A 19,040-nucleotide genomic window follows, 5' to 3' on the forward strand; every position below is an offset into this window, starting at 1 on the left:
ATCAAAGGGAGGGGACCATGACGATCACACGACGCACGCTCTTGGCCGCACCGGCCATTCTCGCAATGGCGCCGGCAGCGGCGCAGGCCGGCAAGATCACGCTGGTGGTGCCGTTCCCGCCGGGCGGATCGACCGACGCCATGGCGCGGCTGTTGCAGTCCAATCTGCAAACCAAGCTTGGCCGCATCGTCGTGGTCGAGAACAAGTCGGGCGCCGCCGGCGCGCTCGGTGCGGCACAGGTCGCCAAGAGCCCGGCGGACGGCTCGACGTTCCTCGTGACATTCGATTCCCACGCAGTGATCCCGGCCATCCTCGACAAGCCGCCGGTCGACGTCGAGCGCGAGCTGATGCCGGTCCTGCTGGTGGGCACCGCTCCTTATGTGATCGCCGCGGGCGCCGGCCGTCCCTATAAGAGCTTCGCGGACGTGGTGGCGGCCTGCAAGGCGTCCCCCGGTGCGGTGAAATACGCCTCCGTCGGCATCGGCACGCTCGGCCATCTCGCCATGACCGTGCTCGGCAGCAAGGCCGGCGTCGAGATCATGCACGTGCCCTATCGTGGCGGCGGGCCGGCCATGAACGACGTGCTCGGCGGCCATGTCGATCTCATCGCGGGATCGGCGGCGCTGGTTGCAGCCCAGCTCGGCACCAACATGCTGCGGCCGATCCTGCAGCTCGGCCGCACGCGGCTGCCGGCCTTGCCGGACACGCAGACCGCGATCGAGGCAGGCTTTCCGGATTTCGAGACGCTTGCCTGGTGGGGCATCTTCGCGCCCGCGGGCACGCCACCCGACATCGTGGCTGCGATGGCCACGGCCTCCAAGGAGATCCTGAGCGAGCCTGCGACCGCCGCTCAGCTCACGGACACGCAGCACATGACGTTGCTGCTCGAAGGCGGCGCCGCTTTCAAGACCTTCTTCGACAAGCAGGTCGCCTATTGGGGCAAGGTGGTCAGGGACAACAATATCAGGGCGTAGCCGAGCGCGGTTTCATGGCCCGCGCAGGGGGCGTGCGAAGCTGAGCTCATGGCCGTCGGGGTCGGTGAGATGGAAATAGCGTTCGCCCCATTCCGCATCGCGCGGCGTGGTCGACGGCTGCCATCCGGCGGCGCGCGCCTGCGCAAAGGTCGCATCGACATCGGCGACATAGAAGATGACACGGCCCCACCAGGACCAGCGCTTGTCGTCCGGCTGCGCCGTCAGGTTGAGATAGCCGGTCCCGGCGCGAAAGCTGGTAAATGCTGCGGCTTCGCCGCCATGGAGGAGCTCGAACCCCAGCGAACGATAGAAGTGCACGGCACGCCCCATGTCGTGCGTGCCGAGCGTGATGGCGCTGATGCTTTCGATCATGTGGGCTGCTCCGCAGAGAGGGATCCGGGAGGAGATTGTACAGCCGCCTCGCTTTCCTTGACGACAATCTGGGCCCGCGATGCGGCTGGCGAACGGCATCCTGCTCTGCTAAGAGGGGACCGAACCCGCAGCGTTCGGGTTCCGCGGTCCCGTAGCTCAGCCGGATAGAGCGACGGTTTCCTAAACCGTAGGTCGGAAGTTCGAGTCTTCCCGGGATCGCCATAATCTCAGATACTTAACGTATTGCTCGCCAGATGCTGGGTGGGCTCGCGCGCATATTCCCTATCTTTTAGTTTCGCCCTCGCGTTCGCTTGCTGTGACCCTGCGGGGGCCAATTGCAACGCAACATCATCCGACTAGCGCGAAAATAGCGCCGGGTCTATCGTGCTCGCTCTGCGGTTGAATATCTGGACGCCTGTTCATAGCGAAACAGCCCGCAATCATTTCCGCGAACTCGCTCATCATCATTCTTTTTGGAAAGTTCTGGCGGTGATCAAGCAGAAGTCAAATAGCCGCGGCGGGATCGGGCCGCGTTCATTTCTGGACGACAATAGAGAGTTCGAGCGCTGGCTGCGTTCCCAATGCAAGGTCGTCGAGCGCGACCTCGACGAAAAGCACAAAAAGATGAAGGACGACCCGTTCGTCTTCCTTCGTGCAACCTTCTTCCGCTGGGCCAGGTCTATCGAAGCGCTCTGCCCGGAGTTGACGGACGCGCCGCGCGTGCCGTCCGTGGGGGACACCCATATCGAAAATTTCGGGACTTGGCGCGACGCGGAGGGACGCCTCGTCTGGGGCGTCAACGATTTCGACGAGGCCGCGAGCATTGCCTATCCCTTCGACCTCGTGCGCCTTGCGACAAGCGCCCGGCTCGCGCCAAAGGCCAAGAAAAAGAAGGCGAGGGCCATGACCCACGTCGGCAATGGTGACGCCGCAAAGGCGATTCTCGATGGTTACAAGAAGGGTCTCAAACAACCGCGGCCCTCGCTCCTGGATGAGCAGGCGAGCTGGATGCGCGCTTACGTGACATGCACCGACGACGAACGCCATGAGTTCTGGGGCGACGTGGAGAAATATCCGCGAGCGAAGCCACCGTCTGCTGTTGCCGCAACACTCCGCAAGAAATTACCGCCCGATGCCGCATTCGATCGCTTCGCGACGCGCGTGGCAGGTGTCGGCAGCTTGGGCCGGCCGCGATTCCTCGCCATTGCCGATTGGTGCGGCGGCCAAATCGTCAGGGAAGCTAAGGCGCTGGTGCCGTCGGCCTGGGATTGGGCGCATGATCGGAAAGGCAAGCTGCGCTTTCTCGACCTCGCAAAAGGTTCGTATCGAGCTCCCGATCCACATCTCGTGCTCGAACGCCAAAATGGCTTCGTGATCCGGCGCCTTGCGCCCGACTCCCGCAAGATCAATCTCGGGGATCACGCGAACATGAGCCTGGAGCTCGATCTGCTCAACGTCATGGGCTTTGACATCGGCGCCATTCACGCCGCGACGGCAGGCGCATCGACCACGATCGCCGCAGACCTGATTAAACGCGACAACGATTGGCTGCATGCTGCTGCAAAGGCCGCCGCCGCATTCGTCGAAGATGATTTCAAGGAGTGGCGCAGAAACGGTTGACCGGCGAGCGGCGGGCTCCGATCACCTCCGCGCTTTGCCCGGTTGGTGCAAGATTTGCTACAAGATTTGCTATAGGCAGGACGGCGACTAAGGTCGCACGGCCGCCATCTGCAATGCCTGGCCACAATTCCGGAGACCACAATGCCTTTCGACTTGATCCTGCGCGGCGGCCGTGTGGTCGATCCGTCCCAGAAGCTCGATGCCGTGACCGATGTCGCCTTTGCCGGTGGCAAGGTCGCCGCCATTGGCACAGGACTCAAGGCGGATCCCGGCACGGATGTGCGCGACGTTTCGAAATACATCGTCACGCCGGGGCTGATCGATCTCCACACCCATGTCTATTGGGGCGGCACCTCGCTCGGCATCGATGCCGAGGAATTCTGCCGCCTCTCCGGCGTCACCACGGCGATCGACACCGGCAGCGCGGGGCCGGGCAATTTCGCCGGCTTCCGCAAGCATGTGATCGAGCCGAGCCAGGTCCGCATCCTTGCCTATTTGCACGTCTCGCATGCCGGCATCTTCGGCTTCTCGCACCGGATCATGGTCGGCGAGAGCGAGGAACTGCGACTGATGAATCCGGTCGATGCCGCCAAGGTGGCCGATGCCAACCGCGACCTCATCGTCGGCATCAAGGTGCGCGTCGGCCTGCATTCCTCGGGCACATCGGGGACGGTGCCGCTCGACATTGCGCTTCAGGTTGCCGACGAGGTCGGCATGCCCCTGATGGCGCATATCGATCATCCGCCGCCGAGCTATGAGGAGGTGCTGGCGCGCCTGCGTCCCGGCGACGTGCTCACCCACGCGTTCCGGCCGTTCCCCAACACGCCGGCGACCGCGCAGGGCACGGTGAAGAAGGCGGTGCTGGACGCACGCGAGCGCGGCGTGCTGTTCGACATCGGCCACGGCAAGGGCTCGTTCGCGTTCAAGACCGCGCGCGCCATGCTCGCCAACGGCTTCTATCCGGACACGATCTCCTCCGACATCCACATGCTGTGCATCGACGGTCCCGCCTATGACCAAGTCACGACCATGTCGAAATTCCTGTGCATGGGCATGGAGCTGCCGGATGTGATCGCCGCCTCGACGGTGAATGCGGCGATGGCGCTGCGGCGCCCGGAGCTCGGCAGCCTCAAGCCGGGCAGCGTCGGCGACGCCACGCTGATCTCGGTCAAACAAGGTCAGTTCGATTATGAGGACGTCGTCGGCGAGCACCTGATCGGTAACAGGAAGATCGTCTCCGAAGGCGTCGTTATCGGCGGCCGCTGGTGGCATCCGAATTGATGATCGCTAGCCCTGCTCGCGATAGAATTGGAGCAGGCGCGCGCCCGCCGGCGAGAGCCAGTCGGGCGCACCGGTGATGTAGCCCTCGACGCGGCCGCTCATTCCGACGAGATAGGTGATGGGCATGCCGACGAGCGAGAACATCGCGGTAGATGCTTCGGCCGCTGTGCCATAGGCATCGATATAGCAGGCGAGATTTTGCACGGCGAGGCCGCCAAGGAATGTGCGGATCTTGCGCAGGTCCCTGGTGTCAGTGCAGATCGCGACGATGTCGAGCCGGTCAGGCCGTGATGCCGCCAGACTTGCGAGCATGGGTAGATCGAGCCGGCAGGCTGCGCACCAGGTGGCCCAGAAGTTCACCAATGTGATGTGGCCCGGCTTGGCCGTCACGACCGCGTCCCGACCGTGCGGGTCCTGAAGCCTGAGCTGTGGCATCGGCGCGCGGGGCCGCACCACAGTAAATTGGCTGCGGCCGGCCTCGAACACTGGCGGCCAGCTGTCCTGCGCGCCGCTTGCATGCGGGACAGCGAGAGAGGCTGCCGCGGCCATCAGGATCGATCGTCGCGACAGCACTGAGCCTCCTTCGCGCGCTGTCTCACGCATGGATATAGGCCCAGCCTTTCAGTTGCAGGTCGACCACGCGCCCGATGCCGAACGGGACGAGGCTCGCGCCCGATATCAGCGGGATCGAGATCTGCTCCTTGGCCTCCGCGATCGCCTTGGACGAGGCGCACATGCTGTAGGTGAGGTTCGACAGCGACTGTCTTAGCGTCGCCAGCGGCTCGACCAGCGGAGTCTTGTCGGCCCGGAAGACGTCGATGCCCTTGCCGTTGGCGACGACCTCGATCAGCAATCTCGCACCCCTCTCGGCAAAATGCTTGGAGAGATTGGCGGAATAACTGATCGCGTGTCCCATGACGTAGGGCTCGTTGCTGTCGATCAGGATCACGACGCCGTCGACGAGACGATCCTCCTTGGCCGCGGCGGTGCCGCCGGCCGTGAGGATTGATGCGCCGGCGAGCAGCCCCCTGCGGGACCATCCGTTGGCTGAGATCATGGCTGTGGCGACCGGTCAGAACTGACGCGGTGCGATCGGCGCCTTGCTGTTGCGTCCCCACAGCACGAACAGGCTGAGCGCCAGCAGGACGACGTTGAGCGGCGCGATCGGAGCCTCGCCGCGCGAGAGGTGGAAGACGAGCGCAATGACCTGCAACACGGCGCAGCCGAGCGCGGCCAGCACGGTCAGCCGCGGCAGGATCCGTGTCAGGGCCGGCAGCAGAATGCCGATCCCGCCGGCGAGATCGACCAGCGCGATCGCGCGAACGAACGTTTCGGAATATTGGCCGGCCCAGGGCATCATCGCCGCAAGCTGGGGAATGGGTGTCGTCAGCTTGACCAGCCCCGCCGAGATGAAGACGAAGGCGAGGAGGACCTGCGCGACCCAGAGGCCGATGCGCAAAGCACGGCCGGGGACGGCGGTCTCGATGATGGTGGTGGACATGGTGGTTCTCCAGGGGGATGTGAGGGTGGCCACCATTTGATAGTTTCCTTATTCTTGATCATTATCTGCTCCAGGATTGGTTCATTTCCTGGATATTGATGATCTCATGGACACTCTGGTCAGCATGAGGGTGTTTTGCCTGGTCGCCGAGCTGAAGAGCTTTGCGGCCGCGGCGCAGCGCCTGCGCATCTCACCCGCGATGGCGAGCAAGCATGTGATGCAGCTCGAGAAGCGGCTCGGCACCCGGCTGCTCAATCGGACCAGCCGGCGCGTCAGCCTGAGCGAAAGCGGCGCGCTCTATTTCGAGCAGGCGCGGCAGATGCTCGACTCGCTCGACGAGGTCGAGGCCGCCGTCAGCAAGGCGACCGTTGTTCCGCGCGGCACGCTGCGGCTGACCGCGCCGGTATGGATGGCGAACGCGATCTTTGCCGGCGTGCTGGCAGACTATCAGGCGCGCTATCCGGACGTGCGCCTCGATGTCGATCTCAGCGGACGGCTGGTCAATCTGGTCGAGGAGGGATTCGACCTCGCCTTGCGCGCGACCGGCGCGCCCGACGAGGCGCTAATCGCGCGGCCCATCACCAAAGTCCCGTTCTATTTGGTTGCAGCCCCTGCGTTTCTCAAACGCGCGGGCCGCCCGGCGACCTTTGCCGATCTCTCCGGACAAGCGCTGTTGCACTACGCGCTTTATCCCGGCGAGAGCTTCTCCTTCCAGGGCGAGCACGGCCCCGAGACCGTAAAGCTCAATCCGGTGCTACGCAGCGCCAACGAAACGCTGCTGCACATGGCCGCGCTGGAGGGCATGGGCCTCGCCTTCCTGCCGAAATGGCTGGTCACTGATGACATCGCCGCCGGACGTCTCGAGCACCTCATGTCCGAGCAGGTCATTTTCGAGGGAAAGCTGTTCGCGGTGTATCCGAGCCGCAAATATCTCTCAGCGAAGGTGCGGACCTTCATCGACTTCATCGCCGCCGACAAGCGGATGAAGTGAACGGCTACAACGACCTTGCAATCAACAGCTTCATGATTTCGTTGGTGCCGCCGTAGATCTTCTGGATGCGGGAATCGATGAAGATGCGCGAGATCGGATATTCCTGCATGTATCCGTAGCCGCCGAACAGCTGCAGGCATTCGTCGGCGGTCTCGACCTGCTTCTCCGAGCACCAATATTTCGCCATCGACGCCGTGACCGTGTCGAGATCTTTTGCGATCAGGCGTTCGATGCACCAGTCGACGAAGACGCGGGCGATCATCGCCTCGGTCTTGCGCTCGGCGAGGGTGAAGGCGGTGTTCTGGAAGTCCATCAGCGGCTTGCCGAACGCTTTCCGCTCCTTGGTGTAGTCGGTGGTGAGCTTGATCGCGCGCTCCATCGCTGCAACGGCGCCGACCGCGAGCGCAAGGCGCTCCTGCGGCAATTGCTGCATCAGCTGCACAAAGCCCTGGCCTTCCTCCTTGCCGAGCAGGTTTTCCGGCGGCACGGTCACGTTGTCGAAGAACAGTTCCGACGTGTCGGAGGCGTGCAGGCCGATCTTGTCGAGGTTGCGCCCGCGCTTGTAGCCGTCCGCGCCGGCGGTCTCGACCGCGATCAGCGAAATACCCTTGGCACCAGCATCGCCGGTGCGTGCGACCACGATGACGAGATCGGCGGCCTGGCCGTTGGTGATGAACGTCTTCTGGCCGTTGATGACGTAGGAATTGCCCTGCTTCTTCGCGGTGGTCTTCACGGCCTGCAAATCCGAACCGGTGCCGGGCTCGGTCATGGCGATGGCGCCGACCATCTCGCCCGAGGCCATCTTCGGCAGCCAGCGCTTCTTCTGCTCCTCCGAGCCGTAATTGAGGATGTAGTGCGCGACGATGGCGCTGTGCACGGAGACGCCGGTCGTCAGCTCCGGCACCGTGCTCTCGAGATCGTCCAGCACGGCGGCGTCATAGGCGAAAGTGGCGCCAAGGCCGCCATATTCCTCCGGCATGCTTGCCAAGAGCGCGCCCATCTCGCCGAGCCCGCGCCAGGCGAAGCGGTCGACCATCTTCTGCTCGCGCCATTTTTCGGCGTGCGGCGCCAGGTCCTTGGCGAGGTATTTCCGGAACTGGTCGCGGAAGATTTCGAGCTCTTCGGTCATCCAGGAGGAGCGGTAGGACATGGAAACCTCGATCGGTGATGTCGCGCCTTGCGACAGCCAGCGCGTCAGGCCTGCCACAACGGCCGGCATGGGCGCAAGGCTACTCCCCTTGGTATGCCATTCGAGATCGCCGCGAATTGTGTTTTCAGGCTGCGCCCGATCTAGCCGCCATGTGCGGTCTTGCCGCCGTCGATGACGAACTGACCGCCGGTCGTGTAGGGATGATCGTCGGAGGCCAGCACGAGCGCAAATGCGGCGATCTCCTCGGGCGTTGCCACGCGCTGCAAGCCCGGAACGTTGGATTTGGCCCATTGTGCAATGCCGACGTGCCAGGCTGCATCGGGCAGATTCTCCATGCCGGCGAGCCGGCGAATCATCGGCGTGTCCGTGGTACCGGGAACCAGCGTGTTGATGCGGATGCCATGCTTTGCGTAGTCGAGTGCCGCGGCCTGGACCAGGCCGACCAGTCCGCGCTTGGCCGCCGAATAGGCCGAGCGTTTGGCTGTCGTGGCAATGGCGTTCGACGAAGCCGTGACGACGATCGCGCCGCCTTTCTCCAGCATGTGAGGGATCTCATACTTCATCGACAGGAATACGCCGCGCAGGTCGGTGCTGATCACGTCGTCGAATTCGGCCGCGCTGTATTCGTGAAGGGGACGCTCGATGGAAATGCCGGCGTTGTTGAAGGCGACGTCGAGCCGTCCGTAGCGTTCGATCGTCTTGTCGACCAGCGCCTTGATCTCGGCCTCGTTGCGGACATCGGCGCGAATGAAGATCGCGTCGCCGCCGGCCTCGCGCACCTCGTTCTCCACTTGTTTGCCGCGCTCGGCGTTGCGGCCGCAGAAGGCGACCTGGCCGCCTTCGGCCGCGAACATCAGCGTCGCGGCGCGGCCGATGCCGGAGGTGCCGCCCGTGACGATGACGACCTTGCCCTCGAACCGGCGTTTGCCGCTGGGCTTCTGCTGCGGCAGCGTCGCGCTCTGGCCGAGCGCCACGCCGCCGGCGAGGCCGCCGACGGCGCCCGCGAGCATGCCGAGCGCGGCGCCTCCGACCAGATGACGCCGCTTTACGGGACTGCTTGCGGTGATATCCTGCATTTCGGTCATTTCGAACTCCGGAGCCACCTATCTAAACAGTGTTAAGATAGATATGCCGCAATCTGAACAGTGTCAAGTTACATGAAGAAACACGCCAAGCGCGGTGCCGGTGCGACGCGGCCAAAGCCGGAGCCCGGTTATCATCACGGTGAGTTGCAGGAGGCGTTGATTGCTGCGAGCGAAGCCATTCTCGCCGAGCAGGGTGCCGAGGGTTTCACGCTGCGCGAAGCCGCGCGCCGCGCCGGGGTTTCGCCAGCTGCCCCGTCGCATCATTTTGGCAACGCGCAGGGGCTTCTCACCGAAGTCGCGATCCGCGGTTACGACGCCCTTGCCGGCGCCTTGCGCGAGGCGGCATCCGGCAAGCAGGGTGCGCGCGACAAGCTCCATGCCCAGGGACTTGCTTATGTCGATTTTGCGCTGACACATCCCGGCCGGTTCCAGATGATGTTTGCGAACAAGCGCCTCATGGCAGACGATGCGCGTCTGAGGCAGGCGAGCAGGGCCGCCGGTCACGCGTTCGAGATCGTCGTCGCCGAGCTGGTCGGCGGCACCGCGAAGGAGGCGAAGACAGCGGCTGCGGCGGCCTGGTCCACCGTTCACGGCTTTGCCAAGCTTGCGCTCGAGGAGAAATTCGGCTCTGTGAAGAACGAGGCCGGACGCCGCGAGATCATGATGACGCTCGACCAAGTCCTGAACTATCTATGGCCGGCGAGCGGCACGCGCCGTTGAGTGAGGGCCCGACGACGTCATGACAAGCAAGACGACCGAGCTCAAGCTCGACATCGAACGCATCGGCACGGTCTCCGCAATCCTGACGCTGCCGGCCCATGCGCGCGCCTGCTACGTCCTTGCGCATGGCGCGGGTGCGGACATGCGGCATTCCTTCATGGAGAAGGTCGCGGCGGGCCTTGCGGAGCGCGGCATTGCGACATTCCGGTTCAATTTCCCCTACATGGAGGAGAAGAAGGGGCGTCCCGACCAGCCGGCCGTCGCGCACGCCGCCATCCGCGCGGCGGTCGCGGAGGCTGCCCGGCTCTGCCCCGGCATCACGCTCATCGCCGGCGGAAAATCGTTCGGCGGGCGCATGACATCACAGGCGCAGTCCAAGGCCCCATTGCCTGATGTCAAAGGGCTCGCCTTCCTCGGCTTCCCCCTGCACGCCGACAAGAAGCCGTCCTCCGAGCGCGCCGAGCACCTCGCCGGCATCGCTATTCCCATGCTGTTCCTGCAAGGCACCCGCGATGGGCTTGCCGATCTGAGCTATCTCAAGCCTGTCGTCGAGAAGCTCGGCCCGAAGGCGACGCTGCATCAGGTCGAAGCCGGCGACCATTCGTTTGCGGTGCTAAAGAAGTCCGGCCGGACCAATGACGAGGCGCTGACAGAGGTGCTCGACACGCTGGCGGCCTGGATCGACGGGCTCGCCTGAATCTCAGGCCGAGTAAAGCCCCTTGTCGCGCGCCTTCTGGATCGCGAGCGCGGCGATCAGGTCGAGCGTCGGCGTCGACAGCCCGGCGGTGCGGGCGAAAGCGGCAGGCGCTTTCACCAAGACGTCGATCTCCATGGCGCGGCCGAGCTCGTAGTCCTGCAGCAGCGACGGCTTGTGGTTGGGGGCGGGGCCGCTCCGGGTCACGCGCTTGACCTCGGGAATGAAATGCTGGGCGATGTCGTTGGCCTCGTTCAGCATGCGCGGAATGACTTCAGTGAAGGCGGGATCGTCGCGTACGCCGCGCGCGGTCTGGCCGGTGAGCAGGCACAGCACCGACAGCGACATGTTGGTCAGCAGCTTTGACCAGATCGCCTCGCGGATCTCGGCCACCGGCGGCGATTCCAGCCGGGCATCGTTGAAGACGCCGCGCAGCTTGGTGATGCGCTCGCAATTGCGGTCGTCGCATTCCCCGATCAGCAGGCGGTTGCGGTCCGGCGTCAGGTTCTGCACCACGCCGGGCGCGATCACCTCGTTGGAGGAGAAGACGACGCCGCCGACGATCCGCTCCTTCGGGATGCAGGCACGCAACCGACCGCCGGGGTCGAGGAACGAGATATCCGGCGGCGTCGGGTGCCGCGGCGGCAGGCCGATGCCGTACCACCAGGGAATGCCGTTCTGCGCGAACACGATCGCTGTGTCGTCCTGGAGCAGCGGCTTGATGTTGGAAACCAGTCCCTGAAGTGCGGTTGCCTTCAGCGTCGAGATCACGATGTCCTGCGGGCCGAGCTGGGCCGGATCGCCTGACGCGTTTACCTTGGCGCTGACCTCGGAATCGCCGACGCGCAGCTTGAGGCCGCCTGCGCGCGCCGCCTCCAGATGTGCGCCCCGCATCACGCACGAGACCTCATGGCCGGCGCGTGCGAGCCGGACCGCAATGTGGCTGCCGACGGCGCCCGCGCCGAAAATGCAGATGCGCATGTGATGTCCCGTCCTGATCCCTTGGTGCCATCAGCTGCCAGCATGACACAAGCCGCCATGCGATGGACGCGGCCGCCCTACGCCGGAAAGATATGGATCAGGACACGCACCCTCGGCCATAGTGCACAGCAAACAAACTGACCGGAGGATCGCCGATGACCGCCAACCCCGTCCTGTGGACATCAGATGAGCGCGGCGTCGCGACCGTCACCTTGAACCGTCCCGAGGTCAACAACGCCTATGACGGCGCGCTGATCGCGGGCGTGCTCGCGGCCATGGACGATCTCGGCAACAAGCCGAACTTGCGTGTCGTGGTGCTCCGCGGCAACGGCAAGCATTTCCAGGCCGGCGCCGACCTCAAATGGATCAATGGCGTGCGGCCGCAATCTTCCGAGGCAAACGAGGCCGCGTCGCGAGCGACCTTCGAGGCCGTGCAGCGGCTCAACACGCTGCCAGTTCCGACGGTCGCGCTGGTGCAGGGCGGCTGTTTTGGTGGCGGCACCGGCGTGATCGCGGCCTGCGATGTCGTCATCGCGGCCGAAAATGCCCTATTCTCGATCACCGAGGTGCGCTGGGGCCTGACGGCGGCGATCATCATTCCGCAGCTCTGCGACGCCATCGGCGTACGCCAGGTTCGCCGGTACGCCCTGACCGGCGAGCGCTTCGGCGCCGAGGACGCCCGCCGCATCGGCCTCGTTCACGAGGTGGTGCCGCTCGCCGATCTCGAAGTCGCCGGCGCCAAGGTGGTCGAGCAGCTGCTCGCCAACGGGCCGGAGGCGATGGCCGAGACCAAGCGCCTCGCGCTGGAGAGCTCGTTCGGCGGCATGGCGGTGGACGATGCCGCGTACACGCGGCTCGTACACCTGCATTCGGTCAAGCGCCAGAGCGCAGAGGCGGCGGAAGGGTTGGCGTCGTTTGCCGAGAAGCGTGCGGGGCGCTGGAGCAACCAAGGGTAGATTTTGCTCCGGCGATGTGCAGGATGGCCACCACTATCGAGAGTGTGGGGCTGAGAGGTCATGCGTCGGAAGTTCATTCTTGCACTACCGTTGATCGTCGCAATCTGGCCCGGTCATGCAAGCTCCGATGACAGCGTCGTCTGCAACGACGAGAAGGTCGCCTCCAACATACGCATCGAGGTCTGCACAAATCTGCTCGATCACGAAAAGAACAAGGAGAGCCGATCCCGACTGCTGGCCCGCCGCGCCGATGCCTATTTTGACAAGGACGACTTCGCACATGCGTTGACCGATTTCGACGAAGCGATTGCAAATCATCCGGGGAATGCTGACGCCTTCATGCGTCGCGGTTTCCTGCACTGGTACCGTCTCGAAGATGACGCCGCGTTCAAGGATTTTGATGCGGCGCTTCGGCTCGATCCGACGCCATCGCGCCTGTTGTCCCGGGGGCGGAGATACATTTCGCTGCGACAGTTTGATGCTGGGATCGCCGACATGACACGGGCGATCAAGCTCGATCCTCGTTCCAGGGACGCCTATGCGGATCGCGCATGGGCTTACAGCCGGAAGAAGGAATTCGATCTCGCGATCTCGGACTATGACCGCATGCTCAAGCTTGACCCAAGCGACGGCCGCAGCACGCTGGCGCGTGACAGTGTGCGCGCGGCGAAGGGCGCAAGTGTGAGATCCCTCGATGAATATGGTCGCATGTTGTTTGCGCGGTTGCAGATCGAAAAATCCTATCCGCGGCAGGCCGCTCATGACAAGGTCGAAGGGACGACCGAACTTTCCTTTCGCATCTCCCGCTGGGGATTGCTTGCGGCGAGTAGCGTGAAAACTAGCTCAGGCTCGGCCATGCTGGATGAGGCGGCGCTCAATACCCTCAAGCAGGCGCAGCCGTTCCCGCCGCTGCCGCCCGGCAGCAAGCCGGTGGAGGCCTTCGTGATCTCACTGATCTATACGAAGTCGTCGCAGCGTTAGCAGCCGCGGCAGATGTTGTTGATGCTGCGATGGACGGCGTCGTCCTCCTGCCGCATCTGGTGTAGGGTTTCGAGTGTCTTGCTTTCGTCGGTGGCCGGTGCAGGCTTGCGCTTGGCCGCCAGCTCGTCCTCCTGCCGTTTGTAGCAGGCCTCGCGATCGACCTTGGCCTGGATGAAGCGGCAGTTTTGCTCAAGGGCTGCGACGGGAGCGACTGAGATCAGCAGGGCGATCAAAGCGGGGAGGGGAAATTTCATAAGCGTCGAGTCCATGCTGGCACTTCTGTCAGGTCCGTCATTCTCGGGCAACCGTCTCGAGGCAAGCATGTAGCCCGGATGGAGCGGAAGCGAAATCCGGGGCCGGTGTCCCCGCATTCCGCTGCGCTCCATGCGGGCTACGGCGCGCCGCAAGGCTCACAGCGACGTCGCCAGTGACGTTTTCAGCAGGTTCAGCAGCGCCTGCACCGCAGCGGCGTTGCGGCGCCGTTCGGGAATCGCGGCCTTCACCCACAATTCCGGAATCGGGAAATCGCGCAGCACCGGCTTGAGGCTACCGTCGCGCAAGGCATCCGCGACGAGATAATGCGACATCAGCGCGATGCCGTTGCCGGCGATGGCGCTGCGCGCCAGCACGTGCCCCTCGTTGGAGGAGAGCAGCGGGCTGACCTGGATGCTGATGCGGCCGCGCGGTCCGTCGAAGACCCATTCGGGGCCGGTCGGCATGAAGCTGAGGCAGCGATGCTCGACCAGGTCGCGCGGATGTTTTGGCGTGCCGTGCTTCTTCAAATAGGCCGGTGAAGCACAAAGCAGCCGCTTCAGCGGGCACAGCGGCTCGTCGACCACGCCGCCGAAGGAATGCGGGAAGGCGCCAATGGCGATGTCAAAGCCTTCGGTGACGGGATCAACCGGGCGATCGATCAGCACGATCTCGAGCTTCAACCGCGGGTTCTGGGTCTGAAAGGCACTGAAGGCGTCGGCGAGACGCGCCACAGTCAGCGAGGTCGGCGCCTTGATGCGGAGGTGATCGACGAGATCGTGGCCTTTCTCGCCCATGCGCGAGAGCAGGTCGGTGGCGTCAGCCACGAGGCCGCGCGCGCGATGCACGTAGCGCTGTCCGGCCTCGGTCAGTCGCAACTGCCGGGTCGAGCGATGAAACAGCGGCGTGCCGATCCGCGCCTCCAGCTGCGTGACGCGCTTGGCGACGACCGAGGTCGAGACATTGAGTTTTCGCGCGGCGGCGGAGAAGCCCGCCGCATCCGCCGTGGCGAGGAAGGCTTGCAGGTTCACGAGGATGTCCATGGCGACCTTTCTCGATTCGCGAAAGCTGATCGCGTATTTTGGTGGATTGTAGCCCCTCGCGCGTTAATTCATAGTCGTCCCTAAGCAAAGGATTTCGGGAGCGGACGCGCCATGCGGGCCATGATGATCGAAGAACCGGCACGACAGGTGCCGCTCTATGGCGAATACGAAGTTGTCGTGCTCGGCGGCGGCCCCGCCGGCATCGTCGCCGGGGCCTCAGCCGCGCGCGCCGGGCGGAAGACGCTGCTGGTCGAGCGCTATGGCTTTCTCGGCGGCATGGGCACGGCGGCCGGCGTCACCAATTTCTGCGGCCTGCATGGCAATGTCCATGGCGAGCACCGGCGGCTGGTGCAGGGCATGGCGTCCGAGCTGCTGGCGCGGATCGATCGACTCAACGGTCTCAATGCGCCGCACCTGATCCTCGGCAAGGTCTTTGCGCAGGCGTATGACACCGCCGCCTACAAGATCGCGGCCGACGAGCTGCTTGCCAGCCACAAGGTGAACATCCTCTTCCACGCGCTCGGCGCCGGCGTGGTGATGGGCGATGACCGCCGCATCGACGCGCTGATGGTCGAGACCAAGGCCGGCCGGCAGGCGGTGCGATCAGAGATCTTCATCGACTGCTCCGGCGACGGCGATCTCGCGGTGTGGGCCGGTGCGCGGTTCGAAATCGGCGACGAGCACGGCCATCCGATGTATCCCTCGATGATGCTGCGTCTCAACGGCATCGATCCGGAGAAGGCGGGCGATGCCTGGCGCACCATTCCGCAATTGATGGAAAAGGCCATCGCGGCCGGCACCCACACATTCCCGCGCAAGAGCGCGATCGTGCGGCCGCAAAAATCCGGCATCGAATGGCGGGTGAATTTCACCCAAGTGGCGCGCGAGGACGGCCACGCCATCAACGGCGTCGAGCCCGACGATCTCACCCGCGGCGAGATCGAGGGCCGCAAGCAGGCGCTTGCCGCGTACGAGTTCCTTCGTAGCACCGTGCCAGGCTTCGAAAAGTCCTACATCGTCGACCTGCCGCCGCAGCTCGGCATTCGCGAGACCCGCCGCATCAAGGGCGGCTATCAGCTCAGCGGCGAGGACGTGCTCGGCTGCGCTTCGTTCGAGGATTCCATCGGCGTCAATGGCTGGCCGATCGAGGCCCATGTGCCCGGCGACGTCGTCTTCACCTTCCCGCCGATCCCGGAATCGCGCGGCTATAACGAGCTGCCTTATCGCATGCTGGTGCCCGAAGGCGTCGACAATCTCCTGGTCGCTGGCCGCTGTGCCTCGATGACCCATGAGGGCCAGTCGGCGGCGCGGGTCTCCGGGGCCTGCTTCGTGATGGGCGAGGCCGCCGGTTCCGCCGCCGCGCTGGCGCTGTCCGGAAACCGGATCCCGCGTGACATCCCCGTTGAAAAATTGCAGGAAACGTTGAAACAACAGGGCGCCTTCATCGGGCGGGACCAGATGGTGCCCGAGGGCCTGTAGCAGACAGCAAGAACGACCAAGAGCACCACTGGAGGAAACGGGATGATCGGGATTGCGCGGCTCGCGCTAGTGGGCCTTTTGGCGATCATGGCAATGAGCACGGCCCGGGCCGAAGACGCGCTGAAGGCGAAGATCGGCGTGCTTCGTCTGTCGTCCTCCGCGCCGGTCTTCATCGCCCAGGACAAGGGCTATTTTCGCGAGGCCGGCTTAGAGGTCGAGCTGAAATTCTTCGACGCGGCACAGCCGATCGCGGTCGCCACCACCTCGGGTGACGTCGATTTCGGCATCACCGCCTTCACCGCAGGTCTCTACAATCTCGCCGGCAAGGGCACGCTGAAGGTGATCGGCGGCATGAGCCGCGAGAAGGCCGGCTATCCCCTGATCGGCTATTTCGCCAGCAACAACGCCTATGCCGCCGGCCTGAAGACGCCGAAGGATCTTGCCGGCAAGCGCGTGGCGGTGACGCAGGTCGGATCAAGCTTTCACTATTCGCTCGGCCTGCTCGCCGACAAATACGGCTTCAAGCTTACGGACGTGAAAATCGTGCCGCTGCAATCGCTGTCGAATGCGGCGGCTGCGCTGAAGGGCGAGACCGTCGACGCCGCTCTGCTGCCGATCTCCACCGCGCGCAAGCTGATGGACGAGGGCGGCGCAAAGTTTTTGGGCTGGGTCGGTGACGAGACGCCGTGGCAGCTAGGGGCCGTGTTTGCTTCGCCGAAGACGCTGACCAACAAGGTGCTGGTGACAAAACTGCTCGGCGCGCTCGCGAAGGCCGACCGCGAATATCACGACGTCATCCTCGCCGCGATGAAGGACGGCGTCGCGCCGATCAACGACAAGACGAAGCCGCTCTTGGAGATCATTGCCAAGTACACCAACTTGCCGGTCGAGCAGGTGGTCGGCAACTGCGCCTATATCGACCCCGAGGGCAAGCTGGACGTGAAGAACGTCGACAACCAGATCAAATGGCTGCAGGAGCAGGGCTTTGCGGACAAGGGCTTTGATGCCAACGCGATCATCGCGAAGGACTATGTGAAGGCGGATTGATGTTGACGATACAGACTCTTGCGGCGAGCGATCTGCCACCCTCCCCTGGAGGGGGAGGGTCGATCGCACCGGCGATGCACAGCATCGACCGGGGCGAGCGGGGTGGGGTGAGCCACGGCGGCGGTCTGTCCGTCGTTTGCACCGATCGTTCGCGGAAAGCGCGAGAGCAGGCATCGTCAGCGTCAATGCGGATAGACCGTCACCCCACCCCGGTTCGCATTTCGCTTCGCTCAGTACGAACCGACCCTCCCCCTCCAGGGGAGGGTGAAGAAGGCGGGCTCGCCGCATGGATCTGATCGCCAACCACATCTGCCACCGCTTCGGCGATCTCGCCGTGCTCGACGACGTCTCCTTTACGGTCAGCGCCGGCGAGGTGGTGGCGATCGTCGGTCCCTCCGGTTGCGGCAAGAGCACGCTGCTGTCGATCCTGGGCGGCCTGCTGCAGCCGAGCTCCGGTGCGCCCGAACTGCGCGGGACGCCGCCGGCGGACAGCCTCAATCCGCTGACCTTCGTGTTCCAGGATTTCGCGCTCTTGCCCTGGGCCACGGTCGAGGAGAACGTCGAATTCCCGCTGCTGCATACGCAGCTCTCGGCGACGCAGCGCCGCGCGCTGGTCGACGATGCGCTCCGCCGCACCAGCCTGACCGATTTTCGCAAAACCTATCCAAAACAGCTCTCCGGCGGCATGCGCCAGCGCGTCGGCATTTCGCGCGCGCTTGCGGTCAAACCTGCGATCCTGCTGATGGACGAGCCGCTGTCGGCGCTGGATTCGCAGACGCGTGAGCTGTTGATGGAGGATTTCGTTAGCCTGCTCGCCGATGGCGGCATGGGCGCGGTCTATGTCACGCACAATCTCGAAGAGGCGGCGCGGCTTGCCGACCGCATCGTGGTGCTGTCGCGCCGGCCCGGGCGGATTCGCGAGGTCGTGACGGTGCCGATGACGCGCGCCGAACGCGGCGAGACCGCGGCGCGTGAAAAGCTGCTGGCGCTGCAGAACCAGATCTGGTCGCTGATCCGCAATGAGGCGATCGATGCGGAGCGCGAGGTCCAACATGCTTGATCGGGCCCTGGCGGAAACATCAGCGAAGGACGAGGCGACCCGGCGCGTCCGCTTCCGCGGCGCAGGCTTCGTGCCTGCGTCGAGCCGCTTCGGCGGCTGGATCGCGCTCGCGCTCGTCATCGCAGTCTGGCAGGCCGCCGGCACCGTGGGCCTTGTCAATCCGCTGTTCCTGCCGGCGCCATCGGCGATCGCGCGCGCGATCTACGAGCTCGCGATGTCAGGTGCGCTCTGGCAGCACGTTTCGGCCTCGCTGCTGCGCATCGGCGTCGGCTGGCTGGTCGGGACTGCGGCCGGCGTCGCCGTCGGCTTCGCCATCGGCCTGTCGCGGCTCGCGCGCAGCGTCGGCATCACCTTCATCTCGGCGCTGTTCCCGATCCCCAAGATCGCGCTGCTGCCGCTGTTGATCCTCTGGCTCGGCATCGGCGAAGAGCCGAAGATCGCAACCATTGCGCTCGGGGTGTTCTTCTCGACCGCGATCTCGGTCTATAGCGGCGTCGATGCGGTGCCGCGCAACCTGATCCGCATGGCGCAGAGCTTCAACGTTCCGTTTGCGACCATCGTGCGCAAGGTGATCTGGCCCGGCGCGCTGCCCGCGATCCTCGCCGGCTTCCGCATCACCGCCTCAGTCGCGCTTCTGCTCGTCGTCAGCGCCGAAATGATCGGCGCTCAATACGGCATCGGCGCGTTCGTGCTCCAGGCCGGCAATCTGATGCAGACCGATCAGCTGCTCGCGGGCGTGGTGATCCTGTCGGTGTTCGGGCTGGCGGTGGGGAAGGTGATCGGCTGGCTGGAGATGCGGCTGTTGCACTGGCGGTAGCCACGATCCGAGCTGCCGTAGGGTGGGTTAGCCTTG

21 protein-coding genes and 1 tRNA gene are annotated in these 19,040 nt (G+C 64.5%); 13 read left to right on the forward strand and 9 right to left on the reverse strand.

The window, feature by feature from the left end:
* The first annotated feature begins 17 nt into the window (after window positions 1-17).
* Window positions 18-974, forward strand: a complete 957-nt coding sequence (locus tag AAE027_RS22575; protein ID WP_370989542.1) for a tripartite tricarboxylate transporter substrate-binding protein — start codon at window positions 18-20, stop codon at window positions 972-974.
* Window positions 975-986: 12 nt separating this feature from the next.
* On the opposite strand, the gene AAE027_RS22580 is transcribed toward AAE027_RS22575, so the two are convergent.
* Window positions 987-1,346, reverse strand: a complete 360-nt coding sequence (locus tag AAE027_RS22580; RefSeq protein ID WP_370989543.1) for a VOC family protein — start codon at window positions 1,344-1,346, stop codon at window positions 987-989.
* 145 nt (window positions 1,347-1,491) lie between these two features.
* On the opposite strand from AAE027_RS22580, the gene AAE027_RS22585 reads away from it, so the two are divergent.
* The 3 genes from AAE027_RS22585 to AAE027_RS22595 all read left to right on the forward strand — a co-directional run bounded on the left by AAE027_RS22585 (window position 1,492) and on the right by AAE027_RS22595 (window position 4,247).
* Window positions 1,492-1,568: transfer RNA gene (locus AAE027_RS22585), tRNA-Arg, on the forward strand.
* Window positions 1,569-1,730: 162 nt separating this feature from the next.
* A complete protein-coding gene (locus tag AAE027_RS22590; protein ID WP_370989544.1) occupies window positions 1,731-2,966 on the forward strand; it encodes a DUF2252 family protein in 1,236 nt (411 codons plus the stop codon).
* A 141-nt stretch (window positions 2,967-3,107) separates the two neighbouring features.
* Window positions 3,108-4,247, forward strand: a complete 1,140-nt coding sequence (locus AAE027_RS22595; RefSeq protein ID WP_370989545.1) for an amidohydrolase/deacetylase family metallohydrolase — start codon at window positions 3,108-3,110, stop codon at window positions 4,245-4,247.
* A 6-nt stretch (window positions 4,248-4,253) separates the two neighbouring features.
* Here the strand turns inward: AAE027_RS22595 and AAE027_RS22600 are convergent, their stop codons facing one another.
* Genes AAE027_RS22600 through AAE027_RS22610 form a run of 3 tightly spaced genes read right to left on the reverse strand, consistent with a single transcriptional unit; the run spans window position 4,254 to window position 5,748 of the window.
* The gene (locus AAE027_RS22600) at window positions 4,254-4,850 is read right to left on the reverse strand and encodes a TlpA family protein disulfide reductase (RefSeq protein ID WP_370989546.1); all 597 of its coding nucleotides are present in this window, start codon (window positions 4,848-4,850) and stop codon (window positions 4,254-4,256) included.
* Window positions 4,843-5,304, reverse strand: a complete 462-nt coding sequence (locus tag AAE027_RS22605) for a DsrE family protein (protein ID WP_370989547.1) — start codon at window positions 5,302-5,304, stop codon at window positions 4,843-4,845. Before AAE027_RS22605 ends, AAE027_RS22600 begins: the two co-directional genes overlap by 8 nt.
* 15 nt (window positions 5,305-5,319) lie before the next feature.
* The gene (locus AAE027_RS22610; protein ID WP_370989548.1) at window positions 5,320-5,748 is read right to left on the reverse strand and encodes a DoxX family protein; all 429 of its coding nucleotides are present in this window, start codon (window positions 5,746-5,748) and stop codon (window positions 5,320-5,322) included.
* Between the two features lie 106 nt (window positions 5,749-5,854).
* Between AAE027_RS22610 and AAE027_RS22615 the strand changes: the two genes are divergently transcribed.
* Complete coding sequence (locus AAE027_RS22615) at window positions 5,855-6,739, forward strand: LysR family transcriptional regulator (protein ID WP_370989549.1); 885 nt, start codon at window positions 5,855-5,857, stop codon at window positions 6,737-6,739.
* A 4-nt stretch (window positions 6,740-6,743) separates the two neighbouring features.
* Here the strand turns inward: AAE027_RS22615 and AAE027_RS22620 are convergent, their stop codons facing one another.
* Window positions 6,744-7,889 carry an acyl-CoA dehydrogenase family protein gene (locus tag AAE027_RS22620; protein WP_370989601.1) on the reverse strand — a complete coding sequence of 382 codons (1,146 nt, stop codon included), beginning with the start codon at window positions 7,887-7,889 and terminating at the stop codon, window positions 6,744-6,746.
* Between the two features lie 140 nt (window positions 7,890-8,029).
* Complete coding sequence (locus tag AAE027_RS22625; protein WP_370989550.1) at window positions 8,030-8,974, reverse strand: SDR family NAD(P)-dependent oxidoreductase; 945 nt, start codon at window positions 8,972-8,974, stop codon at window positions 8,030-8,032.
* A 72-nt stretch (window positions 8,975-9,046) separates the two neighbouring features.
* Between AAE027_RS22625 and AAE027_RS22630 the strand changes: the two genes are divergently transcribed.
* Together AAE027_RS22630 and AAE027_RS22635 are read left to right on the forward strand one after the other, a co-directional pair.
* Window positions 9,047-9,694, forward strand: coding sequence for a TetR/AcrR family transcriptional regulator (locus AAE027_RS22630; protein ID WP_370989551.1), 648 nt, complete (start codon window positions 9,047-9,049; stop codon window positions 9,692-9,694).
* A gap of 19 nt (window positions 9,695-9,713) precedes the next feature.
* Entirely contained in the window at window positions 9,714-10,391 is a 678-nt protein-coding gene (locus AAE027_RS22635; RefSeq protein WP_370989552.1) for an alpha/beta hydrolase family protein, read from the forward strand.
* A gap of 3 nt (window positions 10,392-10,394) precedes the next feature.
* Here the strand turns inward: AAE027_RS22635 and AAE027_RS22640 are convergent, their stop codons facing one another.
* Window positions 10,395-11,369 carry a ketopantoate reductase family protein gene (locus tag AAE027_RS22640; RefSeq protein WP_370989553.1) on the reverse strand — a complete coding sequence of 325 codons (975 nt, stop codon included), beginning with the start codon at window positions 11,367-11,369 and terminating at the stop codon, window positions 10,395-10,397.
* 155 nt (window positions 11,370-11,524) lie between these two features.
* Here AAE027_RS22640 and AAE027_RS22645 point away from each other — a divergent pair, with 155 nt between their 5' ends.
* Entirely contained in the window at window positions 11,525-12,325 is an 801-nt protein-coding gene (locus tag AAE027_RS22645; RefSeq protein ID WP_370989554.1) for an enoyl-CoA hydratase-related protein, read from the forward strand.
* A gap of 60 nt (window positions 12,326-12,385) precedes the next feature.
* Window positions 12,386-13,306 carry a TonB family protein gene (locus AAE027_RS22650; RefSeq protein WP_370989555.1) on the forward strand — a complete coding sequence of 307 codons (921 nt, stop codon included), beginning with the start codon at window positions 12,386-12,388 and terminating at the stop codon, window positions 13,304-13,306.
* Here the strand turns inward: AAE027_RS22650 and AAE027_RS22655 are convergent.
* Together AAE027_RS22655 and AAE027_RS22660 are read right to left on the reverse strand one after the other, a co-directional pair.
* The gene (locus AAE027_RS22655) at window positions 13,303-13,575 is read right to left on the reverse strand and encodes a hypothetical protein (protein ID WP_479714241.1); all 273 of its coding nucleotides are present in this window, start codon (window positions 13,573-13,575) and stop codon (window positions 13,303-13,305) included. The two genes, AAE027_RS22650 and AAE027_RS22655, sit on opposite strands and share 4 nt — an antisense overlap.
* Before the next feature lie 141 nt (window positions 13,576-13,716).
* Window positions 13,717-14,601: a LysR family transcriptional regulator gene (locus AAE027_RS22660; protein WP_370989557.1), complete on the reverse strand. Its 885-nt coding sequence runs from the start codon at window positions 14,599-14,601 to the stop codon at window positions 13,717-13,719.
* 111 nt (window positions 14,602-14,712) lie between these two features.
* On the opposite strand from AAE027_RS22660, the gene AAE027_RS22665 reads away from it, so the two are divergent.
* From AAE027_RS22665 to AAE027_RS22680, 4 genes are all read left to right on the forward strand, one after another.
* Complete coding sequence (locus tag AAE027_RS22665) at window positions 14,713-16,080, forward strand: FAD-dependent oxidoreductase (protein WP_370989558.1); 1,368 nt, start codon at window positions 14,713-14,715, stop codon at window positions 16,078-16,080.
* A gap of 42 nt (window positions 16,081-16,122) precedes the next feature.
* A complete protein-coding gene (locus tag AAE027_RS22670) occupies window positions 16,123-17,127 on the forward strand; it encodes an ABC transporter substrate-binding protein (RefSeq protein ID WP_370989559.1) in 1,005 nt (334 codons plus the stop codon).
* Between the two features lie 286 nt (window positions 17,128-17,413).
* Window positions 17,414-18,187 (forward strand): ABC transporter ATP-binding protein, encoded by a 774-nt coding sequence (locus AAE027_RS22675; protein ID WP_370989560.1) that lies wholly within the window; start codon window positions 17,414-17,416, stop codon window positions 18,185-18,187.
* Window positions 18,180-19,004, forward strand: a complete 825-nt coding sequence (locus AAE027_RS22680; protein ID WP_370989561.1) for an ABC transporter permease — start codon at window positions 18,180-18,182, stop codon at window positions 19,002-19,004. The genes AAE027_RS22675 and AAE027_RS22680 overlap by 8 nt, the downstream gene beginning before the upstream one ends.
* Window positions 19,005-19,040 lie beyond the last annotated feature (36 nt).

The sequence above is a fragment of the Bradyrhizobium sp. DN3 genome (assembly GCF_041357655.1).
Lineage (GTDB): Bacteria > Pseudomonadota > Alphaproteobacteria > Rhizobiales > Xanthobacteraceae > Bradyrhizobium.